Origin of the sequence: Exiguobacterium sp. ZOR0005 (assembly GCF_000798975.1) — a bacterium.
Taxonomy (GTDB): domain Bacteria; phylum Bacillota; class Bacilli; order Exiguobacteriales; family Exiguobacteriaceae; genus Exiguobacterium; species Exiguobacterium aurantiacum.
This window is the reverse complement of the sequence record NZ_JTLB01000017.1, coordinates 39591-65000: the sequence shown is the minus strand read 5'-3', so window position 1 is coordinate 65000 and position 25410 is coordinate 39591. Positions and strand designations below refer to the sequence as shown.

Sequence of the window (25410 nt, the reverse complement as noted above, 5' to 3'; positions counted from 1 at the left end):
TTTCTGGCCTATATATTCTCTCCAGTAATCGGGAATAAGAAAAATAGACTCTGACTTTCAAAGGGGGAAACGAGATGAAGACGTTGATTGCGTATACGTCGCGTTACGGTACGAGTGAGAAAGTCGCCCATCTTTTGGCTGAACGTCTGTCTGGAAACGTCCATGTGCAAAATTTGGTCGACGAACCGGGTGTCGATTGGGGGACGATCGACCATGTTATCGTCGGAGGCTCCATTCGGATGGGGAAAGTCCAAGATGAGTTAACGGACTGGTTGAAGCAAAACGAGGGACCATTGCTCGAACGTCCGCTCGGGCTGTACTTGTGCGCCGGGACGCCGACCGCGGCAGAACGGCAACGTGAACTCGAAAGTGCGTACGGTGAATCGTTACGGGCGCACGCCTACTTCGTCGAAGTCGTCGGTAGTGGCTATGACTTTGAGCGGATGGGGTTCCTCGATAAAGCCATCGTTCGAATGATGGCGAAGCAGACGGTCAGCTCACTCAACTTGGATAAAGCGCGGTTAGACGAACTAGTCGAGTCAGCTCAAGCGTCGCTCCGCACCCGTTCTGAAAATCCGTAAGCGAACAAGTCGTGGGCATCGAGTGGACTTTGGGAGGAGATGAGCGCATCTCCTCCCTTTTGTTCGCCTTCGATGTGGCGAAGCGTCACTGTCGAGAGTCGTCCCCCGATTTTAATGGCAATCGGTGCCGAATGTCGGCACGTCACATCTTCGACGGTAATCCGGTCGGTCCGGTTCGCTCCCCCGAACAGCTCGATGTCGGCGCGTCCTGACATGAAACCGCTCGTCGCGATCCGTTTCAAGCGGACGTCACGTGATTTATACTGAATGGCAAGGGCGGGATTGGCTTCATAATCGTAGGTCGGATCACCGACGGCCGTGAAACCATGAATGAATACGTCTTGATAAGCGGACACGACGAGACTGCGCGGAGACGATCGCTCATACAGTGGGGAACGGATCGGTTCAATGGAGACCAAGTTCGTGCCTGAGATGAAACGGGCTGTCTTCGAGTCCGGGTCGTCCGCCAAGTGATGGCCGATATGCCGGAAGTTGTACGAGCGATTGTCATGGTATGAAATGTGACCAAAAATATGGACGTCGTGGGCGGCCGAGGACGTCGCATGTGCTTTGACCTCGATCCCGCCGAAACAGCCCTCGGTCATGTTATTCACGAGCACGACATGCCGTGACCCGTCATCGACCTCGATGCCGTTTGAATTCGAGAAGCCGGATGTGTGGGTCCGACCGTGTGGATGATGACAGTAGCAGTTCGTGACGTAGATGGCGTCACTATGATGCGTCGTAATGCCGTCATCCCCGTAATTTGTCGCCTCGCAACGGTCGAGCCAGACGTAGCGGCTTCCTTTCGCTGCACGTAAGCCGTCACCGAGATAGTGGTAATGAGGGGCGGTAATATCAAACGCGTGCAGCCCGGCGTTTTTCGCCGTCACGTGATGAACCCATCCGAATGTGACGTGTGCGAGTGTCAACGCGCTTGAAGCCGTATCCCCGCTAGACGTTCGGTCCACAGCACCGAGTCGGTCGACGTTCCAGTCAAGTGTCAGATGGGCGATTTCGATATGGTGGTTTCCGAGAAATGGGGTCGCATTCCGGAGCAGTCGCCGATATTTAGGTGCCTGGTCGTGAAGCTTGATCGTCGTTTCGTCCTGCCCCGCCCCTTCGAGCACACAATTAGATGGGATACGGATGCCTCGCACGACATAAACGCCAGCCGGAACGTACACATGACGATTCGAGCGCAAGGCGAGGCGAAAGGCGAGCGTGCAGTCGGTCTTGCCATCCCCGACGGCCCCGTACTCGGTCACATCGATGCGTCGTATCGTTGCTTGTCTCAAGTTTAAATATTCGGCATCAAGCCGACGCATCCAGACGGGGCGGACGAGATCATCGACGATCTCGAGCGGGAGGGAACTCGTCACGGGGGTGATCCGTTCCGTCAGCGGTATGCGTGACGCGTACGTCTTCCGTTGATCGGGATAGCGATCCCGTCTCGTCGCCGCATGCCAAGCAAGCGTGTCGGAAAGTAACTCGTCTTCGTTCCAATTGGAATGGGCTGCGATGCTTGCGCGAATTTGTTTCGGGTTGATTCGGTCCATCATCTTCGTCTCCTCCTAGCAATCGATTCACTTGAATCTACCCGTTTTTAAAGTATTTTTAGCAAACCGAAGTATTTAGTAGACAGAAGCATTTATCCGTGGTATATTACATATGTGCTTAATTAAGAATAGCTGGAAACATAATTCACAAAACGCTTTGGATTATTTTTCGTTTAAGATAATCCTATAGGTTTGTGATTTTTTATTGGTCAGTTTTTTCTAGTAAGGCACTACTAGAACGCACAGCGTTTATTTCAGGAGGGTTCATTATGAACACAGGTAAAGTAAAATGGTTTAACTCAGAAAAAGGTTACGGCTTCATCGAAATGGAAGGCGGAGACGACGTATTCGTACACTTCTCAGCAATCCAAGGCGACGGCTTCAAGACACTTGAAGAAGGCCAAGCAGTAACTTTCGAAATCACTGACGGAGCTCGTGGACCACAAGCTTCTAACGTTGAAAAAATCTAATCTTCCTTTCTAAGGAATATGATAACCTGTTCGCTTCGGCGAGCAGGTTTTTTTGTGTCCGTGTGTTTAATCGCTTGTCCCCGGGGAAAGAGTATACGAGTGACGATTACAAGGAGGTTTTTTAGAATGGATGCATTACAAACGGCAAAACAGATTCTAGACCATAGTAACGTGGGAACGATGGCTACCGTTTACAAAGGGAAGCCGCACAGCCGCTACATGACGTTTTTCCATGATGAGTTGACACTCTATACCGCAACTTCAAAAGATACGGATAAAGTGGACGAGTTGCAAAACAATCCGTACACGCACATTTTGATTGGTTATGACGGGGATGGAGTCGGGGACACGTATCTCGAGATTTTAGGTGAGACGACCGTGTCGGATGACGAGTCGATGAAAGAGAAAGTGTGGAATGAGAAGCTCGAAGGCTGGTTCGAGGGACCGGATGATCCGAAACTCGTCATCTTGAAAATCTCACCACAATCGATGCGGGTTATGAACAAAAAAGGTCAAGCACCGCAAGAAGTAACTTTATAATGTAAAGAAGAGACGTCGAAAGGGACGTCTTTTTTTATTGACCAATTTCCAAAAAGTGACTGACCTGTGTCACACATATGAACGAATCGTGAACGATTATCATAGTATATGTGAAAAGGTGAACATGGATGATATATTGTGAATGTAATCACATATAAGTCATCATTCAACATAACAAGGAGGAATTATCATGTTCACAAAGTTTTGGCAAAACCATAACATCGCGACCGGCATCTTGACCGTGCTTCGGATTTGGCTCGGTTATCACTGGCTCACAGCCGGATGGGGCAAAGTCACAGGCGACTTCTCGTCAGGCGGGTATCTTCAAAACGCGGCGTCGCTCGCTACAGGTGACCATCCAGCCGTCGCAGGTTGGTGGGCCGCTTTCCTGGAAGGATTCGCGATCCCGAACGCTGCCTTGTTTGACATCTTGATCCCGTACGGTGAGGTTCTCGTCGGTCTCGGGCTCTTGCTCGGTGCTTTGACTCGCAGCGCTGCTTTCTTCGGTCTCGTCATGAACATGGCGTTCTTGCTCTCTGGTACGGTCAGCACGAACCCGACGATGCTCATCGTCTCGGTCCTTATCCTCGTCGCCGGCTATAACGCTGGGAAAATCGGGGTCGACGGTTTGTTCCTTCGCAAGTTCGTCGAAACGAAAGTCATGCACCGTTCACCAAATCGTCAAATAGCGTGACGAATTTATGACATTCTCTTGTGACAAACCGCTCGTTCTTCGGCTACGATGAACGTAGCATAGATTGAAAAGGAGAACGATCATGAACGCTACACAGTTTAAATGGCTCGGATATACGGAAGGAATGTCATTCCTGCTCCTCTTATTGATTGCGATGCCACTCAAGTATTTAGCAGGTATGCCGCTCGCCGTCAGCATCGTCGGCGCGGCCCACGGTTTCTTGTTCGTCGCGTACGTGGCGGCCGCCGTTTACATGGCATGGCGCTTTAGCTGGGGCTTCAAGGTTTTGGTCATGGCGGTCATGGCGTCGGTCATCCCGCTCGGACCGTTTCTATTGGAGAAGCGAGTCCTCCCATCAACAGAAAAGACATCGAACTGAACACGTTCGATGTCTTTTTGCGTTCACTGATGGGCCGAGGCACTTTCAGATTCGCCGAGGACGACCGCCTTTTCAGCAGCGATGTCGTGCCGAATCCGGTGCATCGCGAACAACGTAAGCGACAGCAGACAGACCATACAAATCGCATATAGGAGCGCAGTCGATACCCACTCACTGAGTGCCCCGAATAATACAAATCCTAGCGGCGTGATGCCCATGGCGAGTGATTCGAGGACGCCCATGACCCGGCCGAGATAACTCGGCTCCGTATTCGTTTGTAAGAACAATTGAATCGGAATATTAACGCGGATGATGAAAAATCCACTCAGTAAGGCGAACCCTGTCAGGAAGACGATGGCCGGCGTGACCGAGAAGTTGTAATAAAGCGGGACCGCCGGCGCGATGAATAGGCAACTGATGATCATGAGCGCAGTCCGAGTTGTCGCTAAACGATATTTGATTTTAAAGAGCGGTAACGCGTGGGCGAGCGAGGCGACTAAAAAGCCGACGGCGAACATGCTTTCCAAAAAGCCGAACTGGAGTGGGCTGACGCCGATTTCCTGTAATGCGGCAATCGGAAATAGTACCTCTGAAGCGACGAAGAAGAAGTTGAGAAACGCCGCGAGAACGGTCAACGTCCACAGGACCCGTTGTCGTTTCAAGTAGCGAAAGCCGGAACGGACGTCGTCCCACGTCGATTGATCGGTAGGAACATGTTCGTACGCTCGGAATGTGAGGCGGGAGGCAAACAAGGCGGCAACGATGAACAAGAAGGAAGAGCTGAACAAGAACGTGGAGACGGGTAGCAACGTGAACAATGCTCCGGCCAACAGTGGTGTACCGATGCTCGAGACGGAGATGATGCTTTGGATGAGCGAGTTGGCGCGTTGGAGTCCGTTCTCGTCAAACAAGAGTGGAATTGAACTGGTCAGCGTGACCGATAAGAAAGTCGAGACGACGGAGAGCAGACATGTGATAATCAAGAAAGCAGGGACGCCGAACGTCCAGACGAGACTTGCGAGCCCGGCCAAGAAAAACAAGAGGGCGTTGAGTGATTCCATCGCGATGATGACGCGCTTGCGGTTCAATTTGTCGGCATACGCGCCGGCAAACGGAGAAAGCAACACACGGGGCAACGTTCCTGCGAGTAAGACGAGGGCGAACTGAAGCCCCGACCCTGACGTCGTGAGCACTGTCAATCCAGCGACGAACGTGAACAAGCTTGAGGCGAACAGTGACATGAACTTTCCGAGCAACAAGACGTACAAATTTGATGATGTGGTCGTCATACAGATTCTCCTTTACTATTAAGTTCAACCTGATTTAACTTTATAGTAAACGACAGAACCCTGTTTGTATATAAAAAAGTTCAATTAAATTTAACTTTCGAGAGGTGCTCTATGATTGGACAACAGATTAAAGCGTTACGAAAAGAAAAAAAACTGACACAAAGCCAACTCGCTGAAGGGATTATCACGAAATCGATGCTCAGCATGATTGAGAATGGCAAGGCGGAGGCGTCGATGCGCAGCCTGCGCGAGATCGCGAAACGACTAGACGTGCCGGTGCAGTCGCTGCTCGTCGATCCAAAAGAAGAAGAGTTGCAACGACTTGTGGAAGAGATCGAGTATGCGCAATTAAGTCTCACTCCTTGGTCGGAAGAAGCGACAAATGAGGCGTTAGAACCTTATCTCTCGACAGAAATGAACTCGGTTTGGCAAGGAAAAGCGTTCGTGATCATGGGCGACAACATGGAGCACGATTCGAATCGTGATAAGCTACTGTCCTACTACGACCAGGCCATTTCGATATTTGAACGGCTAGGTGAAAAGAATGAGCTGGTGATGGCGCTTATTGGAAAGGCTTATTACTATATCCTATGGAATCAGTTTGACGAAGCGAGCGCGCAAATTGAACAAATGGAGCTCATGGACATTCGTAATATGTCGTCAAGGACACGGACGGAATATAGCATGCTACTCGTCATGAAGGAACTGACGTATGAGGGGAATCTTCAGGGTGCTATCCGACATTTGGACGGCGCCTTGAGACATATGCACCAAACACGGACGTATTATCGAGCTGACGATGTCCATCGAACGATTGCGCTGTGTTCATTGTATCTGAAGGACGAACAACGGATCAACGAGGCGTTTTTAAAAGCGAGACAGTATATTCAGTTCACGGATGATCACGTGGCGAAAGTACGCCTGGCATTGTCGGAAGCGCTGTACGCGATTCATTATCGACGTGTCGAACAACTCGGGCATCACATCCAGGAGATGGAACAGTTGTTAGCCGATGACTATACGTTTGTCGCTGCGATTGAGATGTCCAAAGGTGTTTATCATGCGATGAAGGGAAATAAAGAATCTGGAAATGCTGCATTCAATTCTTTATGGAACGGCATGGATGGTTGGAAGTCGCACAGTTTGATTGATCAAGCCGTCTACTTTGAAGGGGTGTTGATTGGAGCGAGCTATGGATGCGGGATCGATTTGGTACCTTCCATCCAGGAAGCTGTCGAAAAGTTCCCCCAAGGATTTTATCGGACACATTTGACGGGTCTCTTACAAAAAATCAAGGGCTGATTGCTCAGCCCTTGAACGTTTGAATGAGTGTTCCTTTCCCATCCTCGACTTGAATCGAGGCGTGGGCACCATTGATGAGCGTCAGTTGGGGCGGCACATGGCCACAGTCGATGTCATAGATGATCGGCACATTGAGCATGTCTTGAAGTTCAGCGTAAACCTCTTCGGCCGTATACCCTTGGACCGGTTGCTGCGCTTCGCTTCGCCCGAACAAAATACCGCTCGCGTGATCGAACCAACCGGCCCACTTCATTTGAAGGAGGGTCCGTTTGAGTGCGGGGACGTCGAGCTCGGCGTTCTCGAAGTACCAAAGGATCGGCTCCCCGTTCAAGCGCTCCCGTTGAAACGAAGCGATGTCACCATAAGGCGTCCCGATCGTATGCAACAAGACATCGATACAGCCGCCGAGCAATCGTCCTGTCGCTTCGTTGCCGCCAATTGACTTCCATTCGGTCGTCTCGGTCAAATGATAGATGTGCGGAGTCGGGTTCCCGTGTTGCCACTCTTTTTGATAGTGCTCAGAGGAGCGTTGAATGACGGTCTCGCCTTCTTTTGCTGAGACGACGTCGAGCCAGCGTGAACTCGTCTCGTCCCACTCCTCGCCGCGAAGATCGACGAGGTTCGTCCCGTGCGCTGAGGCGATGCCGGTCTTTAACGTATAAACGAATAGAAATAAGCTGACGTCGGAATAACCGAGCATCCATTTCGCCGGCAGCTCGTCCCACGCGATGCGGTCTAAAATTTCAATCAACAGCGTCCCGCCCCACGGCGGGATGATCAAATCGATTGCTTCGTCTTGAAACAGCGCCGTCAACTCATGGGCGCGGACTTCAGCAGGCGCCGACTTGGCGTTTGACTGCGTCCAACTCGACGGCTGAAAACGTAACGTGAAACCACGACTCGCGAACGTCTTCTCCGCTTCATGGAGTAAATGATGAAGCTCGGTCGGGATGCCGGACGACGGCGCCGTGACGCCGACCGTTCTGCCGGTCAGCTGGGGATAACGAATCATAAAGGCCTCCTGTGGATAAGTAGTGGGGTTAAGTGTGGAATTGGGTTATCCACATGTGGACAAGTTACTTTTGACGCATGTGTTCTGCATGGCGGATGCCCCACGCGTTCATCGTCTCAAGGACCGGGATCAGCGTCTGTCCGTATTCGCTCAACCGATAATCGACGCGAGGCGGAACTTCCGGATAGACGGTCCGAATGATGATATCTTGCTCTTCTAAGTCACGAAGTTGGGCTGTCAAAATCTTTTGACTAATGTTCGGCAGCGAACGTTTCAGCTCGCTGAACCGGAGCGTATCTCCGTTGATGAGTGCGAGTAAAATCGATGGCTTCCATTTACCGGTAATCAGTTCGAGCGCCGTATCCACTTCGCAGCTTGATATTTTCGTCACGAGCTTGCCTCCTTCATTAGTATCGTTTAAGTAACTATACCACCTTTTTGTGCCGTCTTCTGTCGATTTCACTTAGCGGGTATACTGAAGGTAGAGGTGAGAAAACATGAAGTTAACAAATATACAACTCGGCGCCGTCACGTTGCGCGTCAGCGACTTGAACACGATGCAAGCTTTTTATAAAGAAATCATCGGGATGGACGTTCTCGACACGAGAGACGGGTACGTTACGCTCGGCACGGAGACGACACGGCTCGTCATCTTGCATGAAGTGAAAGGTGTTCGTCCGAATCCGCGGACAGCCGGTTTGTTCCACATGGCAATCTTGCTCCCGGATCGTATCGAGCTCGGGCGCATTCTCCGCCATTTGATTGAACAACGGATCGAAGTCGGACAAGGCGATCATTTGGTCAGCGAGGCGTTCTACTTGAGCGATCCGGAAGGCAATGGCATTGAACTATATGCCGATCGCCCCCGCGAGCAATGGGAGTATGAGGCGAACGGACATGTGAAGATGTCGACGGACCCGGTCGAGTACGAATCGATGCTCGAGGCTGCGTCCGACCGTCCGTTCACAGGGTTACCATCCGGGACGACGATGGGACACGTCCACTTCAAAGTACGTTCCCTTGAAGCGGCGAAGTTATTCTATCAAAATCGTCTCGGCTTCACCGTGACGACCGATTCGTACCCGGGCGCATTGTTTTTAGCCGCTGACGGGTACCATCACCACATCGGGACGAACGTTTGGGCGCGGCCGAGCGCGCCGATGGGGGAAGAGGCCGGTCTTGAGGCGTGGACGCTCTTAGTCGATGCGGCGACGAACCGCGAACTTGGCGGGACGACAGCAGACTGGTCGCTCACCGATGACGACGGTATCACGGTCAACATAAAAAGCGTGGACTAATGTCCGCGCTTTTTTAGCGTGCTGAAATTTTCTTTTGACTTGAATCAAACGAGAGACGAATGCCGCGTTTTTGATACGCTTGTTCGACACGTTTTGAATTGATGCTGAGCTCAAGGTGAGCGAGTTTCAAATGTTCAAGTTCTGGCACCGTGACATCGAGACGGACGAGCTCCATGTTGCGCTCGGCTTTCTTGCGGGTGCGTCTCAAGTTACGGGGCACTTCCTCTGACGTCAGTGCCGCGATCGTTTCATTGATTTGTTGTCGCTTGTCGCCTTTGACGCTGAGCGCCGTATACAATTTTTCGAGCGAACCGAATCGCTTGATCAATTGTACCGACTGACTCTCGTCAAGTCCGGCCACAGGCGGAATCCCGTCGGAACGGTCCCCGGTCAACGCTTTGACGGCGGAGAGCTGTTTTGGCTTCAAGCCTTCATAGAGTGCTGCAATTTCTTCCGGGCGAATTTCGAGATGTCGCTTAAGTGGAAGCGGGCGGTTGTCTTTGATGTCACAACGTGCCTGCATTTGTTGCAGTTCTTGTGTCTGAAGCCAGACGGTGATACGTGGGCTCACGAGCTGAAGTAAGTCTTTGTCCTTCGTCATGATGACGACAGGAGCGCTACAGCTGAACTTCCGAGCGATGTGGGCGATCAAATCTTCACCTTCATACCCTTCGACTTGATATTGCGGGATGCCGCTCTCTTCAAGTAGTTGGCGCATAAGTTCCATTTGAGCCTTCAGCTCGGGTGGGGTTTGGCGACGACGGCGTTTATAGCCTGGATATAGCTCTCGACGCCATAATGTTTCACGTGAGACGTCCCACACGACGACAAAATGGGATGGACGATGTCTGCGTAGAATCGTCCGGATGAGGCCAGTCATTCCGATGACGGCACTCCGATCGTTTTTAGATACCTCGCGTCCTTTTTTCGTTCGGCTCGCGGCGGCACCGTAATAGGCACTGGCCAGCATGGAGTTACCGTCAATTAAAAATAGTTTACGTTCCATGCGTAACCTTCTTTCTGTAGTTGTTGGACCGAACAATCTTGAATAGTTCGGTGATGTTGTGTCAATGAGTGACACGCACTCAAATAAGCAACATATGTGCAGTATATCACGACAAGGCTTGAAAATATAGCGACAGTTCTGAGCACATAAGAAAAGCCTGCCTCGATTGAGAGGGGCAGGCTAGAGGAGTCGGTCAGTCGACTTCGTTCTGAATTTCATCTTTATGGGCCAGGATCAAGTCGACGAAAACGATACGATGATTGTCCACCTCGCGGACGATCAACTCGTGGTCACCTTGTAAGATGAAGCGTTCGCCGGTCCGAGCATTCGCTTTTTGTGACAACACAAAGCCGCCGATCGTATCGACATCGTCTTCGATCTCGATACCGAAACGCTCTTCTATCTCTTGCGTAAGGACGAGACCCGACAGGCGATAATGGCCCGGGGCGACTTCCGTGATCTCGGCTTGTTCATCACGGTCAAACTCGTCACGAATCTCACCGACGATCTCTTCGAGAATGTCTTCGATCGTGAGCAGGCCGGCTGTGCCCCCGTACTCATCGATGACAAGACACATCATCGTGCGCGCATTCTGCATTTTCACCATCGCCTCTTGGAGCGGTGTGAACTCGGTGACGAGCGGTAACTGATGGATGAACGATTCGAACGGGGCGTCACTGTTCGTAAGCTGTGCCGTGAATAACTGCTTGGCGTTGACGAAGCCGAGCACGTCATCGCGATCACCGTCACGTGTGACCGGGTAGCGCGTATACTGGTGTTCTTGGACGGTTGCGATAATCGATTCAATCGAATCTTCCTCATCAATCGTCACCATATTCATCCGAGGTACCATCGCATCTTTGGCGATCCGTTCATCGAATGAAAAGATGTTTTGAACGTACGCGAGCTCATTCTCGTTAATTTCTCCGCTTTTGAAACTCTCCGTCATGATGATTTTCAGCTCTTCTTCCGAATGTGCTGTCTCTTGCGCCGTCGTCTGTACACCGAACAGGCGAAGCGTGAGGCGGGCCAGGCTGTTCAGCACGCGAATGAACGGATACATCAATCTCGTGAACGCGAACAGCGGTCTGGCGACGAGAAGCGTCAGTTTTTCCGCTTCATGCACGGCAAGCGTTTTCGGCACGAGTTCGCCGATGACGACGTGCAAGAAGGCGATCAGCAAAAAGGCGAGTAAGAACGAGAGGACAGTGGAGACCGTCGGCGAAACGTTCAACAAGTTGACGAGCGGTTCCATCATCCCTTCGATTTGATCGGCACCAATCCAACCGAGTCCAAGTGCCGCAAGCGTGATGCCAAATTGTGAAGCGGAAAGTGAGTCATCTAAATTTTCGATCACTTTTTTTGCGACGACTGCCCGTCTGTTCCCTTCAAGCACAAGCTGGTCGAGTCTCGCACTGCGTACTTTGACAATTGAAAATTCGGCCGCGACGAAAAAAGCGGTCAAGAAGATGAGCAGGGCAACGATGAATAAACTGAGTAACGTGGGACTGTCCAAAAATTCCCCCAAAAATCGGGGAGTCACCTCCATAAAATAAGATTGTATGTCGTTCAGACGATTCCTGAGAACGAATAGTTGGTTTCAGTATAGTAGATTTGCCATAAATATTCAAAATAGAGGCCAAAAGGTTTCAATAAGAAGGGAATGAGGGAACTACAAAACGAGAAGCTGAAGGAGGAAACGACATGGCAAACTATCCAGAGTTAAAAGGAAAAGTCGCGGTCATCACCGGGAGTTCGAAAGGAATCGGACGTGCTGTTGCTGAACGTTATGCGAAGGAAGGCGTTAGCGTCGTCTTGAACTATCGCAGCAGTGAAGACGAGATGAATGAGGTCATTCGCGGCATCGAAGCGAGTGGCGGAAAAGCGGTCGCGGTCAAAGGGGACGTCGCGGAAGAAGGGCTCGCCGAGAAGATGATTGAAAAAGCCGTCTCAGAATTTGGAAAGATGGACATCTTCGTCAACAATGCGGGTGTCCAAGTCGAGGCGAAGACACATGAGATGGAGCTCGATAACTGGAAGAAAATCATCGATACGAACTTGACGGGCACGTTCCTAGGTGTGCGGGCCGCTTTGAAATATTTCGTCGAACACGAGATTCAAGGGAATATCATCAACATGTCGTCGGTGCATGAAGTCATCCCGCGTCCGGGTTATACCCACTACGCGGCGAGTAAAGGCGGCGTCAAGATGTTCACAAAATCGGTCGCGCTCGAATACGCACCGAACAAGATTCGCGTGAACGCGATCGCACCAGGTGCGATTGATACACCAATCAACGAAGAGACGATGCAAGACCCGGAAGAGAAGAAAGGGCTCGAGGCGCTCATCCCGACGCATGAGATCGGTCGTCCCGAACAAATATCGGCGGTCGCCGCATGGCTCGCATCAGATGAGTCGTCGTACGTGACCGGTACGACAATCTTTGCGGACGGTGGCCTTTCGCTCTATCCGGCGTTCGGTCCAGAGAACAAAGTCCAATAAAAAACAGGGGTCCGCGCGATGCGGCCCCTTTCTTTATTAACTACTCATCTTATCTTCGGCTACATATTTCGGTAACGTGATGGTGAAGGTCGATCCTTCACCGACGCTTGAATCGACATGGATCGATCCGCCATGGCCTTCCGCGATCTCTTTACAGATGGCGAGGCCAAGACCGGTGCCGCCGATTTTACGGCTGGCCGAGTTGTCGACGCGATAAAACTTGTCGAACAGTTTGGAGATCGCCGATTCGGGGATTCCGATGCCTTTGTCTTGAACCGAAATCTCAATCGTGTCCGCCTGGTCGTGCGTGACACAGACGGCGACTTTTCCACCTTCCGGCGAATATTTAATCGCGTTGTGAAGCAAGTTCGTGAACAGTTGGCTCAACCGATCGCGATCCCCGTAAACGAGGAGGTTCGTACCACATTCGAGCGTGAGATTGTGATGTAGGCTCGAGCCTTGGTGCATCGCAATCGTCTCCGCCAAGATGTCATGTAGACGTTCAGGCTTATTGTCGTAAGCCTGTTGACCAGACTCCATGCGCTGGACGTCGAGGAGGTTGGAAATCAAGTCCTCGAGACGAAGCGTCTCTTGGTGAATCATGCCTAAATATTGATCGACGCGTTCTGGCTGTAAGCTCCGATAGCGCAAGAGCTCCGTGAAGCCGATGATGCTCGTTAGCGGGGTGCGCAACTCATGAGATACCGTCGAGACGAGTTCGGTCTTCAAGCGATCGACTTCTGTCTCTTGTGTCACGTCACGGAAGACGAGCATCGTCCCGTGTCGCGTGCCCCGTAAATGAATCTTCTCCGCATACATCTGAATGAAGCGCTCTTCTTGGTTCATCGAGAACGTCACGCTCTCTTCCATGCTCTCACCTTCGAAAGCACGCCGCATGAACGAGAAGAATGCGTCTTTTTGGTCGACTTGGAGGCCGAGTGCTTCTAAGTCGGCGTCGAGACGATACAAGTCCATCTCGTTTCGTTTCGTGACGGCTTGATTGAACATGACGAATAGTGCCTGGTTCGCCATCTTGTCATTCGTCGTATGTTCGACGTAAATGACGGCGTCCCGAATCGAGTGAAGCAGACGGGCCGTCTTTTCCCGTTCCTCTTCGACTTGATGACGTTGCGTCGCGAGCGAGGACGCCATCTGACGGAACGAGTCGGTCAATTGGCCAACCTCGTTTCGGGACGAGCCCCACTGCGCCGGTACGACTTGTTCGTGCGCGAGCCGACCGCTGTTGACGATCAAGTCTTGAAGTTGACCCGTCAATCGCTGCACATACGGACGGGCCGCGATGAAGAGAACGAGCAAGACGCCTAGCAGTGATAGTAACCAAAGCACTTGCGCCCACTTCGTATGTGTCGCGAGTTGCTCACGTAGTTGATTCTCTTCTTCGTTCAAGGAGTTTCGATATTCGGTGAATACGGACTCCATGTCGACGATGCTCGCGCTCATATCGGCAGCGCTTTTCGAGTTGATTTTAAACTTTCGGTCCGCCGGTGGTTCCGCCTGTGGCGTCACTTTTCCAAGTGTCGGCATCTGGAGGAACGGCTCCGTCACCGTACCGGCTCGTTTCGCCACGACATATCGTTCGAGGCTCGGCATGACCCGCTCTTGATAGGCCGAGAAGAGCGTGCGAGCGTCGCTAGCGTATAGTTTCTCTTTTTCAGTGACCGCGTTCGCTTCGAACCAAGCGGTCTGCGTCTCAATCAACGCCTGTTTATCTTTGACGCGGGTGAGCATCTCCTCGTCACCGAGGATGACGTATCCGCGCATCTCGTATTGCATTGATTGCCATGTCTCGAATAGCTCAGTCGCATTCGTTCTGCGTTCGCTGACATTCTCGAGCGAGGTCGTCGTCTGTTCGATGCGATTTTCCGTAAACACGTATACGGCAAGCGAGGTAAGGAGGATCAGTCCGATGAATAAGTAGAAGACGAATAAAAACTGCCTTCCGATCCGCTGGTCAATCCATGCTTTCATATAGACCGTTCCTTCCTGGAACTGCGTACATTCCATCTGTGACAAAAATCCTGACTAGTTCGTCCCTCCATTGTACAGATTTCATTCAGCCGTTACCAACAATCAAGAAAAATCAGGAAATCCACTAGTATTCATTGACTAATAGTGAACGTTGGGCTATTGTTCAATGTATAGTAGAGGAGGCGGGATGATGAATCCTCAATTTAAAAAGGGCGTGCTCAATCTATGCGTGCTCGCGCTCGTCGAACAAGGTGATCGTTACGGCTACGAGCTCGTCCAAGCCATTTCGGCGAAAGTGTCCATCTCGGAAGGGGCGGTCTATCCGCTCCTCCGGCGGTTAACGTCTGACGGGTACTTCACGACATATTTAAAAGAGTCGGCGGAAGGGCCGCCACGAAAGTATTACACGATCACGGACCAAGGGAAGATGCATCTAGAGGCGTTACGGAATGAGTGGGAATTGTTCACGACAGGCGTCAACGAATTGATCAAAGGGGGAGACGACGTATGACAGAAGAACAGTATTTGGGAGAGCTTGAACGATTGCTTGCCGGGGTGAGCGTCATCGAACGGGTCGATATGTTGCGTGACGTGTCCGAGTATTTTGCGAACGGAAGGGCAGACGGAAAGACGGACGAGGCGATGATTGAAGAGCTTGGACGGCCGGAGACGTTAGCCGGTGAACTGCTCGGTTCGGCCGACTCATCTTCTGAAGTTAGTCGTAAAGAGCCGACCGTCGTCAAAAGCCAGAACGTGGCGTTCCAAAACGTCTCGATCGACGTCCTGCAAGCGCAGGTCCGCGTCGCCCCGTCGCATGACGGTTTTGCCTACGCCACGCTCGAGACGGAACGAGACCACGGGGTGACGATGAATATCGTCGGGGACACCTTGGAAATTCGAATCGAATCCGAGCGTCGCTTCGGTCTATCGAACTTGTTCGCCTGGGCGGTGACGAAGGCCCCGGTGCTCCACGTCGAGCTGCCCCGTCATGCGTATGAACAAGTCGTCTTGAAAAATCGTCACGGCTCGTGCGACGTGCGGAACCTAGATGCGGCATCGGTCGAAGTCGAGAGCGAGAACGGAAGCATCACGGTTCACACCGTGAATGCGAAGCGCGGCTCTTTCCGCTCCTCGAACGGGAAAGTCAGTCTCACGGCGATGAGCGGTCAGGCGTTACATGCCCATTCATCGAACGGGCGCGTGGAAGTAGGCACCTCGAGCGTCGATCGATTAGAGGTCCACTCCTCGAACGGACGTCTCGATATCCATGACGTACGAGGCACTGTCGAGGCGAAGACCTCGAACGGTCGGATCGACTATGCGATTGATGCGCTCGAGCACCCGGTCCGCCTGAAGACGAATAATGGACGCATCGACGTTCGTCTGAAACGTGAGCCCCATGACGCCGTCATCCGTGCGAAAACGAACAACGGCAAAGTCGAGTTGTTCGGGGACCGGGCGAACGAGCGGACGTATGGGGACGGTTCGGTCGAACTTAGACTGGCGAGTTCGAACGGGAGCATTACCGTCGAACAAGCATGAAAAAAGACTCGCGCGTGAATAACTCACGCGCGAGTCTTTTTGTTTAAAGGTCATGAACGAGCACATAAGCGACACGGACCGGTCCGTGCACCCCGACGATCAAGTTCATCTCGATATCGGCCGAGTTCGATGGGCCGGAGATGAAATTGACGCCGTTCGGTGACGCGAGGTCCCCATCTCGGTCCAAATCACTGAGCCGCTTCGCTGCTTGCGTCATCCGGGGGACAAGCACCGATTTTGGGATGATGGCGATATGATCTTGCGGCAACAAACTAATCGTCCGCGACTTTCCAGGCTTCGCATATTGAACGATCGTCGCGCTCTCGGCGAGCGCCTCGTCGGCGATCGTGATGCCGATATCGGCTTTGACGGCTAACGCCCGACTTTCATCCGGACGTTCTGCGTTCCACCAATCGAACGATTCGCTCGTCTTTGGTGCCCACGATTTGATTCGTTCGTCTTGCTCGGCGATGATGGCGGATCCTTCATAGCGTTCAATTAAAAGACGGAGCGTATCGTCGAGGTGAGCTGAATCGCACTCGACGACGTCCGTATGGATGCGCATCGCAACCATGCGAAACGTCTCAAGGAGCTCCTCTTCAGACGCGTCTTTCAACACCTCGTCTTGCGGGCGGTGCTTGTACACACGTTTGGGCGGGGTCAAGTCGACGTCACGTCCGAGTTGTTTGGCGATACGATTCAAAAAGTCTTCCCGATTCGTGATTGTTCCTGGATTCACTGTGCATTCCCCCGTTTCTTAAACCAGTCCCGTACGGTCTGTTTAGCCGGTTGCGGCATATCTTTCGAGTCGGTCCAAGCCGGTAAGCCTTTATCAATTTGGCCCGCCTTTGTGAACGGGGATGTGGCGAACGGCGCCATCTGTTCGGCCGCCTCGAATAAGAACGGGCTCGATGATGTGACGGCGAAACCTTTCATGGCGATGCGTTCGACGAACGGTGACTGCTTCTTTTCTTCGACGATGACGCGGCGATGCTCGATCAACAGCTCATGGAGCGGAATCTTGACCGGGCACGCTTCCGTACAGGCACCGCATAAACTCGAGGCGTAAGGCAATTCTTTATAATTCTCGTAACCGTCAAGGAGCGGTGCGAGCACGGCGCCGATCGGGCCAGGATAGATCGAGCCGTAGGCGTGACCGCCAATATGACGATACACGGGACAGACGTTGATGCAGGCGGCGCAGCGGATGCATTGCAACACCGATTGGAACTGGGTGCCGAGAATCCCAGATCGCTTGTTGTCGACGATGACGAGATGGAACTCTTCAGGACCATCGACTTCACCGGCGCCTCTCGTGCCGGCGAACGTCGTGATGTACGACGTGAGACGTTGCCCGACGGCGCTTCGGCACAACATGTTGACGAGCACTTCGAACTCTTCGTATGACGGCACGATCCGTTCCATCCCCATGACGGAGATGACGGTATCCGGGAGCGATGTGACCATGCGGCCGTTCCCTTCGTTCGTGACGAGACCGACGGCACCGCTCTCGGCGATGGCGAAGTTACATCCGGTGATCCCGACTTCCGCTTTCAAGAAATCTTTCCGCAGCTCGCGACGAGCGTAACGGCCGAGTTCGGTCGGGTCGTTCGTTCCGACGTACCCGTGGGCCGTGAACGTCTCATGGACGGCGTTTCGATCTTTATGGAGCGCGGGGGCGACGATATGGGACGGTGGATCGTTGTCGAGTTGAAGGATCCATTCCCCGAGGTCCGACTCGACGACCGTACAACCCTCCTCATGGAGTGCCTCGTTCAAACCGATTTCCTCGGTCACCATCGATTTCGATTTGACGACGTGTTTCGCCTCTTTTGAGCGGACGACTTCACGGATGTATCGGTTCGCTTCTTCCGGTGTCTCCGCGAAGAAGACGTTGCCGCCGCGTTTCGAGATGTTCTCACTTAGCTGATATAAGTAATAGTCGAGATGTTCGAGCACGTGCTGGCGAATCTCTTCCGAATGGTCACGGAACGCTTCCCAGTCCCCGAGTTCGCCGGCAGCGTTCAGCCGACCGTCACGAAGCCGGTTTTGAGCCGAGCTGACAGCTTGGCGCATGAACGGGTTGTCGATCCCCTCTTTGCGACGTGCTTGAAACTTTTCATCTAGCCGAATCCCCATACTCATGCTTGTTTCACCCCTTCGTTCAACACTTCCGCGATATGCATCACTTTGATCGGATGCCCTTGTTTATGTAGGCGTCCGCCGATATTCATTAGACATGAGGCGTCCGCACCGATCAAGATGTCCGCTCCTGAGTTTAAGATTGACTCCACTTTCTCGTCGACCATCTGAACCGATACGTCCGGCATCTTGACCGAGAACGTCCCCCCGAAACCACAGCAGTTATGGACACCATCGAGCGGAAGCATCGTCAAGCCGTCAACATGTTTGAGCAGTTGTCCCGGTGCCGCCTCAATCCCGAGGAGACGCGTCATATGGCACGAGGCGTGATACGTCGCTTTGGCCGGAAACTTCGCCCCGACGTCTTTCACTTCGAGCACGTCGACGATGAATTGTGTCAACTCGAACGTCTTCGCCGCATGCGCCTCGGCCCGCGCTTTCCACGCTGGGTCGTCTTTGAATAAGTGTGGATAATCACGCATCATCATGACGCAAGAACCCGACGGCCCGACGATGTAATCGGCATCGGCTTTCTCGAACGTTTCAATCATGTGTTTGGCCACTTTTTTCGTCTCTTCATGGTAACCGCTGTTATAGGCGGGTTGACCGCAACACGTCTGCTCGAACGGGAAACTGACGTCACAACCGAGATGTTCTAATAGTTCGACCGTCGCTTGTCCTACCGATGGGAACAACGTATCGGAGAGACAAGTGACGAACAGCGCCACTTTAGGCATGTTCATTCCTTCTTTCCTGTAAATAGTGATATTCGTAAACGGTTTCAACGCCATTATTCCATAACAGAGCGACGAGAATAAAGAAAAATGGGGCGATTCTCACAAAAAACTGTAAAATCCTGTCTAATTGAGAACGGGATGATAATGAACGTGTATTCACAACTTTTCTGCTATACGACAGTGATTCCCTGATTAATAACAGAAAAACCCTCGTCTTGCGACGAGGGTCAAATTAAATATTATAGGAAGAACATTTCCAAAATGAATAATCCCGCGAACAAATAGATGAGTGGGTGGACCGTCTCTTTGTTCATCGCCTTAAAGATCGGATAGAGGATGAAACCGAATGCGATCCCACGCTCGATGCTGCCTGAGAGCGGCATGATCAGAATCGTCATGAACGCCGGGAAGTATTCGCTGAAGTCCGACCAGTCAATGTAGCGGACGTTCGTCAACATGAGGGCACCGACGATGATGAGCGCCGGAGCTGTGATGGCGGCGACACCTGAGATGGCGCCGATAAGCGGGCTGAAGAAGAGCGTGAGTCCAAATAGCGCCGCGACGACAGCGGTCGTCAAACCGGTCCGTCCGCCTTGGGCGACGCCGGCAGCCGACTCGATATACGCCGTCGATGGGCTCGTCCCGACGAGCGAACCGCCCATCGTCGCGAGTGAGTCAGCGAACAAGGCTCGATGTCCATTCTCGATCGTGCCATCCTTTTTCATGAGGCCCGCTTGTTTGCCGACACCGACTAGCGTGCCGGTCGTATCGAACAGCGTGACGAGGAAGAATGACAATACGGCGCCGAACAGCCCGTATTGGATGACGTCGGTGAACGCCGTGACCGGATTGACCATGAGACCTTCCGGCAACGTCGGCATCGCCGTCACACCGTCGATTTTTAACAAGCCCATGAAATAGGCCACGATGCCCGTGATCACCATTCCGATGAGGAGTGAGCCCGGCACGTTCCGGGAGAACAGAAGCGCCGAGACGATCAAACCGCCGAGAACGAGCAAGACGCTCGGGGACGACAAATCACCAAGACGGACGAGGTTCGCCTCGTCTGCGACGATGAGTCCTGACAGTTTCAATCCGAGCGAAGCGATGAACAACCCGATTCCGGTCGTGATGGCATGTTTCAGTGACGCCGGAATCGCTTGAATCAGTTTCGTCCGAATTGGGGACAACGATAAGATCAAGAAAAAGACGGACGAGACGAAGACGACACCGAGCGCGGTCGACGGGGCGATTTGCTGTTGGGCGACGAGCGTGTAGGCGAAGAAGGCGTTCAAGCCCATCCCTGGTGCGACGGCGATCGGGAGGTTGGCGTAAAGCGCCATTAACCCGGTCCCGATTAAAATAGCGATAATCGTCGCTGTGAACGCCTGCGCGAACGGGATGCCGGCATCCGACAAAATCGCCGGGTTGACGACCGAGATGTAAGCCATCGTGACGAACGTTGTGACGCCGGCGGTCACTTCTTGTTTAACGTTCGTTCCATGTTGCTGTAAACGAAATAAGTTCATGAATAAGACTCCTTATGATGATGAATTTCCGAACATTAATGGTTCGGTTAATCAGAAATAAACGCTATCAACTTGATGACTATACAAAAATGAGGTTGAGTCGTCAATCATTTCGAATGAAAAAACTAAAAAACGTTCGAATTATTCATATATTGTTCGGAAATAGATGGAATAAAAATAAAGCTTGCTCTGAAACGCGTTTCAGCCTGTACGCTTGAATCAAAGGAGGGGAAGTCCGATGAATGGATCAACATGGAAGACGTTTTGCAGCGGGATCGTCTATGAACTGGTGATCAATCAGTTGTACACGCCGTTCGGAAAAATGTTGTGTAGCCATTTCCAAGATGAGTTCCTTCAGTTGCCAATCGAGGAACGGTTCCGTCTCGTGCAAGCGATTCGTGTACAGGTGATCGACAAGGGTGGCAGTCCGGATGCAAACTGGGTACACTATATGCAAAGACTGACAAACTGAGGTGAGACGAGTTGGCGAACATTCGAGATATCGCGAAACATGCAGACGTGTCCGTGACGACGGTATCGCGCGTCATCAATGCGCATCCGTACGTGTCAGATGAGAAACGGGAGCGGGTGCAGCGCGCGATGAAAGAGCTCGGCTATTTACGGAATCAGCAAGCGTTGACGCTCTCGACCGGTCGGACACAGCGGTTCGTCGTCGTCTTACCGTACATGGACCATCCGTACTATGGCCTGTTCGTCAACGGGTTGGCGAAAGCCGCGCTCGGGAAAGACTACCGGCTCGTCATGTGGCAGACCGAATATCGACTCGATCAAGAACGCCAAGCGCTCGACTTGTTGAAGCATCGGGAAGTTGACGGTGCGATCGTGTTGTCGCATACGATGACGTTCGAGGAGATGGAGACGTATCGAGTCTATGGTCCGATCTCTGTCGCGACGGTCGGGGCGCCGAAGACGATCTCGTCTGTGCATGTCGATCATTACACCGCTTTTCAAGCCGGTCTCCGTGTCATAACAGAGGCAGGCTATAAAGACGTCGGCATCGTCTTATCGAGGCCGAACAGTCCAAGCTCCATCGCGCGTCAGCGGGCATACTTCGATGAAGTCTCGTCCGCGCGTGAGCGATGGGTCTTTAGCGGATACTTGACGAGCGAGGACGGAAAGAACTTGGTCTCGGCTTTCCTCTCTGAACAGGAGCGCCCTCGTGCGCTCTTTTTCTCGTCTGACTATGTCGCGCTCGGCTTTTTAGGGGAAGCGGCCCGGCGCGGCCTCGGGGTGCCGCATGACGTCGCCGTGCTCGGATTTGACGGTCATCCGATCGGGCAGGCGTTCGGTTTATCGACGATGCATTCACCGAACGAAGACATCGGGCGCGCACTATTTGATGCCGCGTTTCAAGAGATGACGGGCGGGTCGGTCGTCCAGAAAAGCTTGACGGTCACATACATGTCGGGAACGACGCTCTAGGCAACTTCCTCGCTCGACAATTTCGAAACGATTAGAATGAAGACAGAAGTCGAGAGGAGGATGTCAGATGAAAATCAACGTGACAGAAGAAGCACTACAATTCTTTAAAGACGAGATGGAAGTGGAGTCAGGCCAGACGGTGCGTTTGTTCGCGAAGTATGGGGGTTCGACCGATTTGACGCACGGTTTCTCGGTTGGCGTCATCACGGAAGACATCGACAACGCGGCCGTTGAGACCGAGGCGGACGGGATTCGCTTCGTCGTGGCCGAACAAGACGAGTGGTTATTCCAAGGGCAAGACGTCAACGTCGAGATTCGCGGCGACGAAGTCGTGTTCGTGCAGGCGTAACATCACAATTCGATAACAGATGGGTGACATCTGTTTGAATCCAACATCCGCGGGGAACAGTCTACGACATGACAAAACCGAAAGGGTGAAGACGCATGTCAGACAAAGACAAACGCGAACAAGAAGAACGTGAGAAGTTGAAACGCGATCAACCCGACATCTCACACGAGGAAGACTCAAAAGGGGACCATTCGGACCTTGAAGAGACGGACGAAGACGAACAATCATAAAGAGCCCGCGGGCTCTTTTTGTTTTGCAATTGAAAGAACGGGCATAGACGTTATAATGAATGAGGGAAAACTAATTTAGTGAGGAGAATGAACTATGAGTACAGTACTTGTCTTCGGACACAAAAACCCGGACACGGACACGATTTGTTCGGCGCTCGCTTACGCAGAGCTGAAGAAGAAATTAGGGATGGACGCAGAGGCGGTCCGTCTCGGTGAAGTGAGCAACGAGACACAGTATGCACTCGATCATTTCCGCGTCAAAGCGCCACGTCTTGTCGAACGCGTCTCAGACGAAGCGAACGCGGTCATCTTGGTCGACCATAACGAGTTCCAACAGAGCGCCGTCGATATCGCAGACGTCCGTATCCTTGAAGTCATTGACCACCACCGCATCAGCAACTTCCAAACGGCAGACCCGCTCTACTACCGGGCCGAGCCGGTCGGTTGCACGGCGACGATCTTGCTCAAACTCTATAAAGAGCACGGCATCGAGATCGCACCGGACATGGCCGGATTGATGCTTTCGGCGATCGTCTCAGACTCGCTCCTCTTCAAGTCGCCAACATGCACGGATGAAGATGTGAAAGCGGCGAAAGAGCTTGCTGAAATCTCTGGAACGGACGTTGAGACGTACGGTCTTGAGATGTTAAAAGCCGGTGCCGACCTTAGCCAGAAGACGGTACCTGAACTGATCACACTCGACTCAAAAGAGTTCGCGATGGGCGACTACCGTGTTGAAATCGCACAAGTGAACACGGTCGATGCGAACGACGTGTTGAACCGTAAAGCCGACGTCGAAGCGGCGATGGCTGTGAAGTTGTTGGACAAAGAGCTCGACTTGTTCGTCCTCGCCATCACGAACATCTTGACGAACGACTCGGAGGCGCTCGTCGTCGGTGAGAAGACAGACTTGTTCGAGAAAGCGTTCAACGTTGAACTTCAAGACGGTTTGGCGACGCTTCCAGGTGTCGTCTCACGCAAAAAACAAATCGTCCCTGTGTTAACAGAGACGGCAACGAACTAACGTGTGAATGAACATCCTGGAAACGGGATGTTCATTTTTTTGGGGAATTGGAAAAAGTAGCCTTATACTGAAAGAGGAAGATTGTATTATGAATCGAACGATGAATGGGGAGCACGGATGAACAAGAAGCGAATCGGATGGATGATGGGACTCGGTTTCGGGGTATGTGCCGGTATTTTCTATTTGGGGAACTTGATGACCGTTCAACCGGAGGACATATCCGGAAATGGGAATCCGGCGCTCATCGGGCTGTTTCTCCTTTTCTTTTTCATACTGCTTTTCATGCTCGGCTGGATGGAACTGATGGTGAACGTACGCCCACGCTGGCTATGGGGCGGCTTCCTGTTTATCCCGGTGCTGCTTGTTGCGCCTTATCAATATCAGGTGAATGAATTTCACCGGTACCGGACGTATGTGACGGACATTGTCATGAATCAGGCAGGTCGTGGAGGCTTGGACTACGCGAACAGCATCACGAGCGATGTCTTTTCCATCTATATGAACAACCAGCTGTTCAACGTGAACACGTTCTTCATGTATGTCGGATTGACGCTATGGATCGGCATCGCGTTGATGTTGCTGAACTTAACGTCACAGTCGGACCGTTGAACGGAAAAAGGGCTCGAAGCGTCTGCTTCGAGCCCTTTATGATGCTTGTTAAGATTTTCGTTGCAACCCATACGTCCCGATGCGCCACAACTTCTCGAACGGGCCGTATCGATGCGATTTCAGCCACCACATCGAGAAGAACGCTTGGGCAATCAAAATCGCGATGCTCAAGAACAAACCTTCCGTCAACGACAGGCGACCGTAGTAGCCGAGGGCGATGACCGGAATAACGACGACGAGCGTGTGCGTCAAATAGTTCGTCAGCGCCATGCGGCCGAGCGCTTGGAGCGGACGGAATGCGCGCCCGTTGCGGACGGCGATCGTGAATAGACAGACGTACGTCGTCGCAAGCAACTTCCCAGAGACGAGGACGGCAATCAAGTTCACCCAATAATAGGCGTCGCCGCCACCGTAATGGTGCCATAAGATGACACCGAAGAACGGCAATGCGAGCACGGCGCAGAGGATAGCCGTCCGTGTCAGTCCTTGAACGGTCCACGTAAGCAGTTTTCGCTCTCGTCCGATATAGAGTCCGAACAAGAAGATGCTTAAAATTTCAATCCCGACGAGAAGGGAGTTTGAGATGGCAGCAAAGATCTCGACGTTCAGACGATAATCGAACCAAACACTAAACCCGTCATTAAAGACGGTCGGGAACGGAAGACCAGGATTGAACGATCCGCCGTTCTGCCATTCCATGAGCGCAGATGAGACGTAAAGCAAAAAGAAACTCCCGAGCAATAAGCTCCACGCCCACGTCAGGATGGCCCGGTTGCTCAAACGGTAAAACAGCGGGAGCAGTAAGCCCCACATCGCATACGTATGTAAGATGTCACCTGACCAGATGACCAGGTGAGCGAGTCCGAATAAAAATAGAATGACGATGCGGCGCACGTAACGGCTCGCCGACTCGCCCCGGGCGTAGGAACGCTCGAGGAAAATCGAGAAGCCGATGCCGAACAACAGCGAGAAAATCGTATAAAACTTCGTCTGGACGAACATGTCGAACAGCGTCCGGACGACTAAGTCACTCCCGAAATAGTCGGGGCGACCAAACATCCAGTCACTCCCGAGCATGCTCGGGATATTGACGAGGAAGATGCCGCAGAGGGCAAAACCTCGAATGATATCGTACAGCACGATGCGTTCGTTTAGTTGGATCGGGCCTGTCATGCGACACTTCC

Annotated in this window: 28 protein-coding genes; 16 read left to right on the top strand and 12 right to left on the bottom strand. The window is 52.3% G+C overall.

Going from position 1 to position 25410, the window contains the following annotated elements; translation table 11 throughout:
- The first annotated feature begins 74 nt into the window (after positions 1–74).
- Positions 75–581, top strand: a complete 507-nt coding sequence (locus L971_RS07555; protein ID WP_047375262.1) for a flavodoxin domain-containing protein — start codon at positions 75–77, stop codon at positions 579–581.
- On the opposite strand, the gene L971_RS07550 is transcribed toward L971_RS07555, so the two are convergent.
- Positions 545–2143, bottom strand: a complete 1599-nt coding sequence (locus L971_RS07550; protein WP_047375260.1) for a glycoside hydrolase family 55 protein — start codon at positions 2141–2143, stop codon at positions 545–547. The genes L971_RS07555 and L971_RS07550 overlap by 37 nt on opposite strands.
- A 266-nt stretch (positions 2144–2409) precedes the next feature.
- On the opposite strand from L971_RS07550, the gene L971_RS07545 reads away from it, so the two are divergent.
- The 4 genes from L971_RS07545 to L971_RS07530 all read left to right on the top strand — a co-directional run bounded on the left by L971_RS07545 (position 2410) and on the right by L971_RS07530 (position 4223).
- Positions 2410–2610, top strand: a complete 201-nt coding sequence (locus L971_RS07545) for a cold-shock protein (RefSeq protein WP_016507985.1) — start codon at positions 2410–2412, stop codon at positions 2608–2610.
- Positions 2611–2736: 126 nt separating this feature from the next.
- A complete protein-coding gene (locus L971_RS07540) occupies positions 2737–3150 on the top strand; it encodes a pyridoxamine 5'-phosphate oxidase family protein (protein ID WP_024370914.1) in 414 nt (137 codons plus the stop codon).
- Between the two features lie 190 nt (positions 3151–3340).
- Positions 3341–3844 carry a DoxX family membrane protein gene (locus L971_RS07535; RefSeq protein ID WP_024370913.1) on the top strand — a complete coding sequence of 168 codons (504 nt, stop codon included), beginning with the start codon at positions 3341–3343 and terminating at the stop codon, positions 3842–3844.
- 82 nt (positions 3845–3926) lie between these two features.
- Positions 3927–4223, top strand: coding sequence for a DUF3817 domain-containing protein (locus L971_RS07530; protein ID WP_024370912.1), 297 nt, complete (start codon positions 3927–3929; stop codon positions 4221–4223).
- Between the two features lie 23 nt (positions 4224–4246).
- Here the strand turns inward: L971_RS07530 and L971_RS07525 are convergent, their stop codons facing one another.
- Positions 4247–5512 (bottom strand): MFS transporter, encoded by a 1266-nt coding sequence (locus L971_RS07525; RefSeq protein ID WP_047375257.1) that lies wholly within the window; start codon positions 5510–5512, stop codon positions 4247–4249.
- 111 nt (positions 5513–5623) lie between these two features.
- Between L971_RS07525 and L971_RS07520 the strand changes: the two genes are divergently transcribed.
- Entirely contained in the window at positions 5624–6814 is a 1191-nt protein-coding gene (locus tag L971_RS07520) for a helix-turn-helix domain-containing protein (protein ID WP_047375255.1), read from the top strand.
- Positions 6815–6818: 4 nt separating this feature from the next.
- On the opposite strand, the gene L971_RS07515 is transcribed toward L971_RS07520, so the two are convergent.
- Together L971_RS07515 and L971_RS07510 are read right to left on the bottom strand one after the other, a co-directional pair.
- Positions 6819–7826 (bottom strand): S66 peptidase family protein, encoded by a 1008-nt coding sequence (locus L971_RS07515; protein ID WP_024370909.1) that lies wholly within the window; start codon positions 7824–7826, stop codon positions 6819–6821.
- Positions 7827–7890: 64 nt separating this feature from the next.
- Positions 7891–8217 carry a helix-turn-helix domain-containing protein gene (locus L971_RS07510; RefSeq protein ID WP_047375253.1) on the bottom strand — a complete coding sequence of 109 codons (327 nt, stop codon included), beginning with the start codon at positions 8215–8217 and terminating at the stop codon, positions 7891–7893.
- 106 nt (positions 8218–8323) lie between these two features.
- On the opposite strand from L971_RS07510, the gene L971_RS07505 reads away from it, so the two are divergent.
- Positions 8324–9124: a VOC family protein gene (locus L971_RS07505; protein ID WP_047375250.1), complete on the top strand. Its 801-nt coding sequence runs from the start codon at positions 8324–8326 to the stop codon at positions 9122–9124.
- A 13-nt stretch (positions 9125–9137) separates the two neighbouring features.
- Here L971_RS07505 and L971_RS07500 read toward each other — a convergent pair whose 3' ends face one another.
- Complete coding sequence (locus tag L971_RS07500; RefSeq protein ID WP_024370906.1) at positions 9138–10130, bottom strand: 5'-3' exonuclease H3TH domain-containing protein; 993 nt, start codon at positions 10128–10130, stop codon at positions 9138–9140.
- Between the two features lie 193 nt (positions 10131–10323).
- Positions 10324–11646: a hemolysin family protein gene (locus L971_RS07495; RefSeq protein WP_024370905.1), complete on the bottom strand. Its 1323-nt coding sequence runs from the start codon at positions 11644–11646 to the stop codon at positions 10324–10326.
- Between the two features lie 188 nt (positions 11647–11834).
- Here L971_RS07495 and L971_RS07490 point away from each other — a divergent pair, with 188 nt between their 5' ends.
- Positions 11835–12632 (top strand): glucose 1-dehydrogenase, encoded by a 798-nt coding sequence (locus L971_RS07490; RefSeq protein WP_024370904.1) that lies wholly within the window; start codon positions 11835–11837, stop codon positions 12630–12632.
- Positions 12633–12668: 36 nt separating this feature from the next.
- Here the strand turns inward: L971_RS07490 and L971_RS07485 are convergent, their stop codons facing one another.
- Positions 12669–14621, bottom strand: a complete 1953-nt coding sequence (locus L971_RS07485; RefSeq protein ID WP_047375268.1) for an ATP-binding protein — start codon at positions 14619–14621, stop codon at positions 12669–12671.
- A 190-nt stretch (positions 14622–14811) separates the two neighbouring features.
- On the opposite strand from L971_RS07485, the gene L971_RS07480 reads away from it, so the two are divergent.
- Both L971_RS07480 and L971_RS07475 read left to right on the top strand, forming a co-directional pair.
- Positions 14812–15132: a PadR family transcriptional regulator gene (locus tag L971_RS07480; RefSeq protein WP_024370902.1), complete on the top strand. Its 321-nt coding sequence runs from the start codon at positions 14812–14814 to the stop codon at positions 15130–15132.
- The gene (locus L971_RS07475; protein WP_024370901.1) at positions 15129–16163 is read left to right on the top strand and encodes a DUF4097 family beta strand repeat-containing protein; all 1035 of its coding nucleotides are present in this window, start codon (positions 15129–15131) and stop codon (positions 16161–16163) included. The genes L971_RS07480 and L971_RS07475 overlap by 4 nt, the downstream gene beginning before the upstream one ends.
- 43 nt (positions 16164–16206) lie before the next feature.
- Here the strand turns inward: L971_RS07475 and L971_RS07470 are convergent, their stop codons facing one another.
- The 4 genes from L971_RS07470 to L971_RS07455 form a co-directional block, all read right to left on the bottom strand.
- The gene (locus L971_RS07470; RefSeq protein WP_024370900.1) at positions 16207–16902 is read right to left on the bottom strand and encodes a lactate utilization protein C; all 696 of its coding nucleotides are present in this window, start codon (positions 16900–16902) and stop codon (positions 16207–16209) included.
- Entirely contained in the window at positions 16899–18302 is a 1404-nt protein-coding gene (locus L971_RS07465; protein ID WP_047375266.1) for a LutB/LldF family L-lactate oxidation iron-sulfur protein, read from the bottom strand. Before L971_RS07465 ends, L971_RS07470 begins: the two co-directional genes overlap by 4 nt.
- A gap of 2 nt (positions 18303–18304) precedes the next feature.
- On the bottom strand, positions 18305–19042 hold the full coding sequence (locus L971_RS07460; RefSeq protein WP_024370898.1) for a (Fe-S)-binding protein: 738 nt from the start codon (positions 19040–19042) through the stop codon (positions 18305–18307).
- A gap of 239 nt (positions 19043–19281) precedes the next feature.
- Positions 19282–20571 (bottom strand): NCS2 family permease, encoded by a 1290-nt coding sequence (locus tag L971_RS07455; RefSeq protein ID WP_024370897.1) that lies wholly within the window; start codon positions 20569–20571, stop codon positions 19282–19284.
- 238 nt (positions 20572–20809) lie between these two features.
- On the opposite strand from L971_RS07455, the gene L971_RS07450 reads away from it, so the two are divergent.
- The 6 genes from L971_RS07450 to L971_RS07430 all read left to right on the top strand — a co-directional run bounded on the left by L971_RS07450 (position 20810) and on the right by L971_RS07430 (position 24226).
- Complete coding sequence (locus tag L971_RS07450; protein WP_024370896.1) at positions 20810–21043, top strand: hypothetical protein; 234 nt, start codon at positions 20810–20812, stop codon at positions 21041–21043.
- 11 nt (positions 21044–21054) lie between these two features.
- Positions 21055–22014: a LacI family DNA-binding transcriptional regulator gene (locus L971_RS07445; RefSeq protein ID WP_024370895.1), complete on the top strand. Its 960-nt coding sequence runs from the start codon at positions 21055–21057 to the stop codon at positions 22012–22014.
- A gap of 67 nt (positions 22015–22081) precedes the next feature.
- Positions 22082–22363 carry a HesB/YadR/YfhF family protein gene (locus L971_RS07440; protein ID WP_047375247.1) on the top strand — a complete coding sequence of 94 codons (282 nt, stop codon included), beginning with the start codon at positions 22082–22084 and terminating at the stop codon, positions 22361–22363.
- Between the two features lie 95 nt (positions 22364–22458).
- Positions 22459–22593: a hypothetical protein gene (locus L971_RS15255; RefSeq protein WP_255313313.1), complete on the top strand. Its 135-nt coding sequence runs from the start codon at positions 22459–22461 to the stop codon at positions 22591–22593.
- 94 nt (positions 22594–22687) lie between these two features.
- Entirely contained in the window at positions 22688–23617 is a 930-nt protein-coding gene (locus L971_RS07435) for a manganese-dependent inorganic pyrophosphatase (RefSeq protein ID WP_024370893.1), read from the top strand.
- A gap of 117 nt (positions 23618–23734) precedes the next feature.
- Entirely contained in the window at positions 23735–24226 is a 492-nt protein-coding gene (locus L971_RS07430; protein WP_156111509.1) for a hypothetical protein, read from the top strand.
- Positions 24227–24274: 48 nt separating this feature from the next.
- On the opposite strand, the gene L971_RS07425 is transcribed toward L971_RS07430, so the two are convergent.
- Positions 24275–25399: a DUF418 domain-containing protein gene (locus L971_RS07425; protein WP_047375242.1), complete on the bottom strand. Its 1125-nt coding sequence runs from the start codon at positions 25397–25399 to the stop codon at positions 24275–24277.
- Between the last annotated feature and the right edge of the window lie 11 nt (positions 25400–25410).

Bases quoted from the DNA above. Each gene is read 5' to 3' on its own strand.
- L971_RS07555 (WP_047375262.1), top strand. From the start codon at position 75: ATGAAGACGTTGATTGCGTATACGTCGCGTTACGGTACGAGTGAGAAA.
- L971_RS07550 (WP_047375260.1), bottom strand. From the start codon at position 2,143: ATGATGGACCGAATCAACCCGAAACAAATTCGCGCAAGCATCGCAGCC.
- L971_RS07545 (WP_016507985.1), top strand. From the start codon at position 2,410: ATGAACACAGGTAAAGTAAAATGGTTTAACTCAGAAAAAGGTTACGGC.
- L971_RS07540 (WP_024370914.1), top strand. From the start codon at position 2,737: ATGGATGCATTACAAACGGCAAAACAGATTCTAGACCATAGTAACGTG.
- L971_RS07535 (WP_024370913.1), top strand. From the start codon at position 3,341: ATGTTCACAAAGTTTTGGCAAAACCATAACATCGCGACCGGCATCTTG.
- L971_RS07530 (WP_024370912.1), top strand. From the start codon at position 3,927: ATGAACGCTACACAGTTTAAATGGCTCGGATATACGGAAGGAATGTCA.
- L971_RS07525 (WP_047375257.1), bottom strand. From the start codon at position 5,512: ATGACGACCACATCATCAAATTTGTACGTCTTGTTGCTCGGAAAGTTC.
- L971_RS07520 (WP_047375255.1), top strand. From the start codon at position 5,624: ATGATTGGACAACAGATTAAAGCGTTACGAAAAGAAAAAAAACTGACA.
- L971_RS07515 (WP_024370909.1), bottom strand. From the start codon at position 7,826: ATGATTCGTTATCCCCAGCTGACCGGCAGAACGGTCGGCGTCACGGCG.
- L971_RS07505 (WP_047375250.1), top strand. From the start codon at position 8,324: ATGAAGTTAACAAATATACAACTCGGCGCCGTCACGTTGCGCGTCAGC.
- L971_RS07500 (WP_024370906.1), bottom strand. From the start codon at position 10,130: ATGGAACGTAAACTATTTTTAATTGACGGTAACTCCATGCTGGCCAGT.
- L971_RS07490 (WP_024370904.1), top strand. From the start codon at position 11,835: ATGGCAAACTATCCAGAGTTAAAAGGAAAAGTCGCGGTCATCACCGGG.
- L971_RS07485 (WP_047375268.1), bottom strand. From the start codon at position 14,621: ATGAAAGCATGGATTGACCAGCGGATCGGAAGGCAGTTTTTATTCGTC.
- L971_RS07480 (WP_024370902.1), top strand. From the start codon at position 14,812: ATGAATCCTCAATTTAAAAAGGGCGTGCTCAATCTATGCGTGCTCGCG.
- L971_RS07475 (WP_024370901.1), top strand. From the start codon at position 15,129: ATGACAGAAGAACAGTATTTGGGAGAGCTTGAACGATTGCTTGCCGGG.
- L971_RS07465 (WP_047375266.1), bottom strand. From the start codon at position 18,302: ATGGGGATTCGGCTAGATGAAAAGTTTCAAGCACGTCGCAAAGAGGGG.
- L971_RS07460 (WP_024370898.1), bottom strand. From the start codon at position 19,042: ATGCCTAAAGTGGCGCTGTTCGTCACTTGTCTCTCCGATACGTTGTTC.
- L971_RS07455 (WP_024370897.1), bottom strand. From the start codon at position 20,571: ATGAACTTATTTCGTTTACAGCAACATGGAACGAACGTTAAACAAGAA.
- L971_RS07450 (WP_024370896.1), top strand. From the start codon at position 20,810: ATGAATGGATCAACATGGAAGACGTTTTGCAGCGGGATCGTCTATGAA.
- L971_RS07440 (WP_047375247.1), top strand. From the start codon at position 22,082: ATGAAAATCAACGTGACAGAAGAAGCACTACAATTCTTTAAAGACGAG.
- L971_RS15255 (WP_255313313.1), top strand. From the start codon at position 22,459: ATGTCAGACAAAGACAAACGCGAACAAGAAGAACGTGAGAAGTTGAAA.
- L971_RS07435 (WP_024370893.1), top strand. From the start codon at position 22,688: ATGAGTACAGTACTTGTCTTCGGACACAAAAACCCGGACACGGACACG.
- L971_RS07430 (WP_156111509.1), top strand. From the start codon at position 23,735: ATGAACAAGAAGCGAATCGGATGGATGATGGGACTCGGTTTCGGGGTA.
- L971_RS07425 (WP_047375242.1), bottom strand. From the start codon at position 25,399: ATGACAGGCCCGATCCAACTAAACGAACGCATCGTGCTGTACGATATC.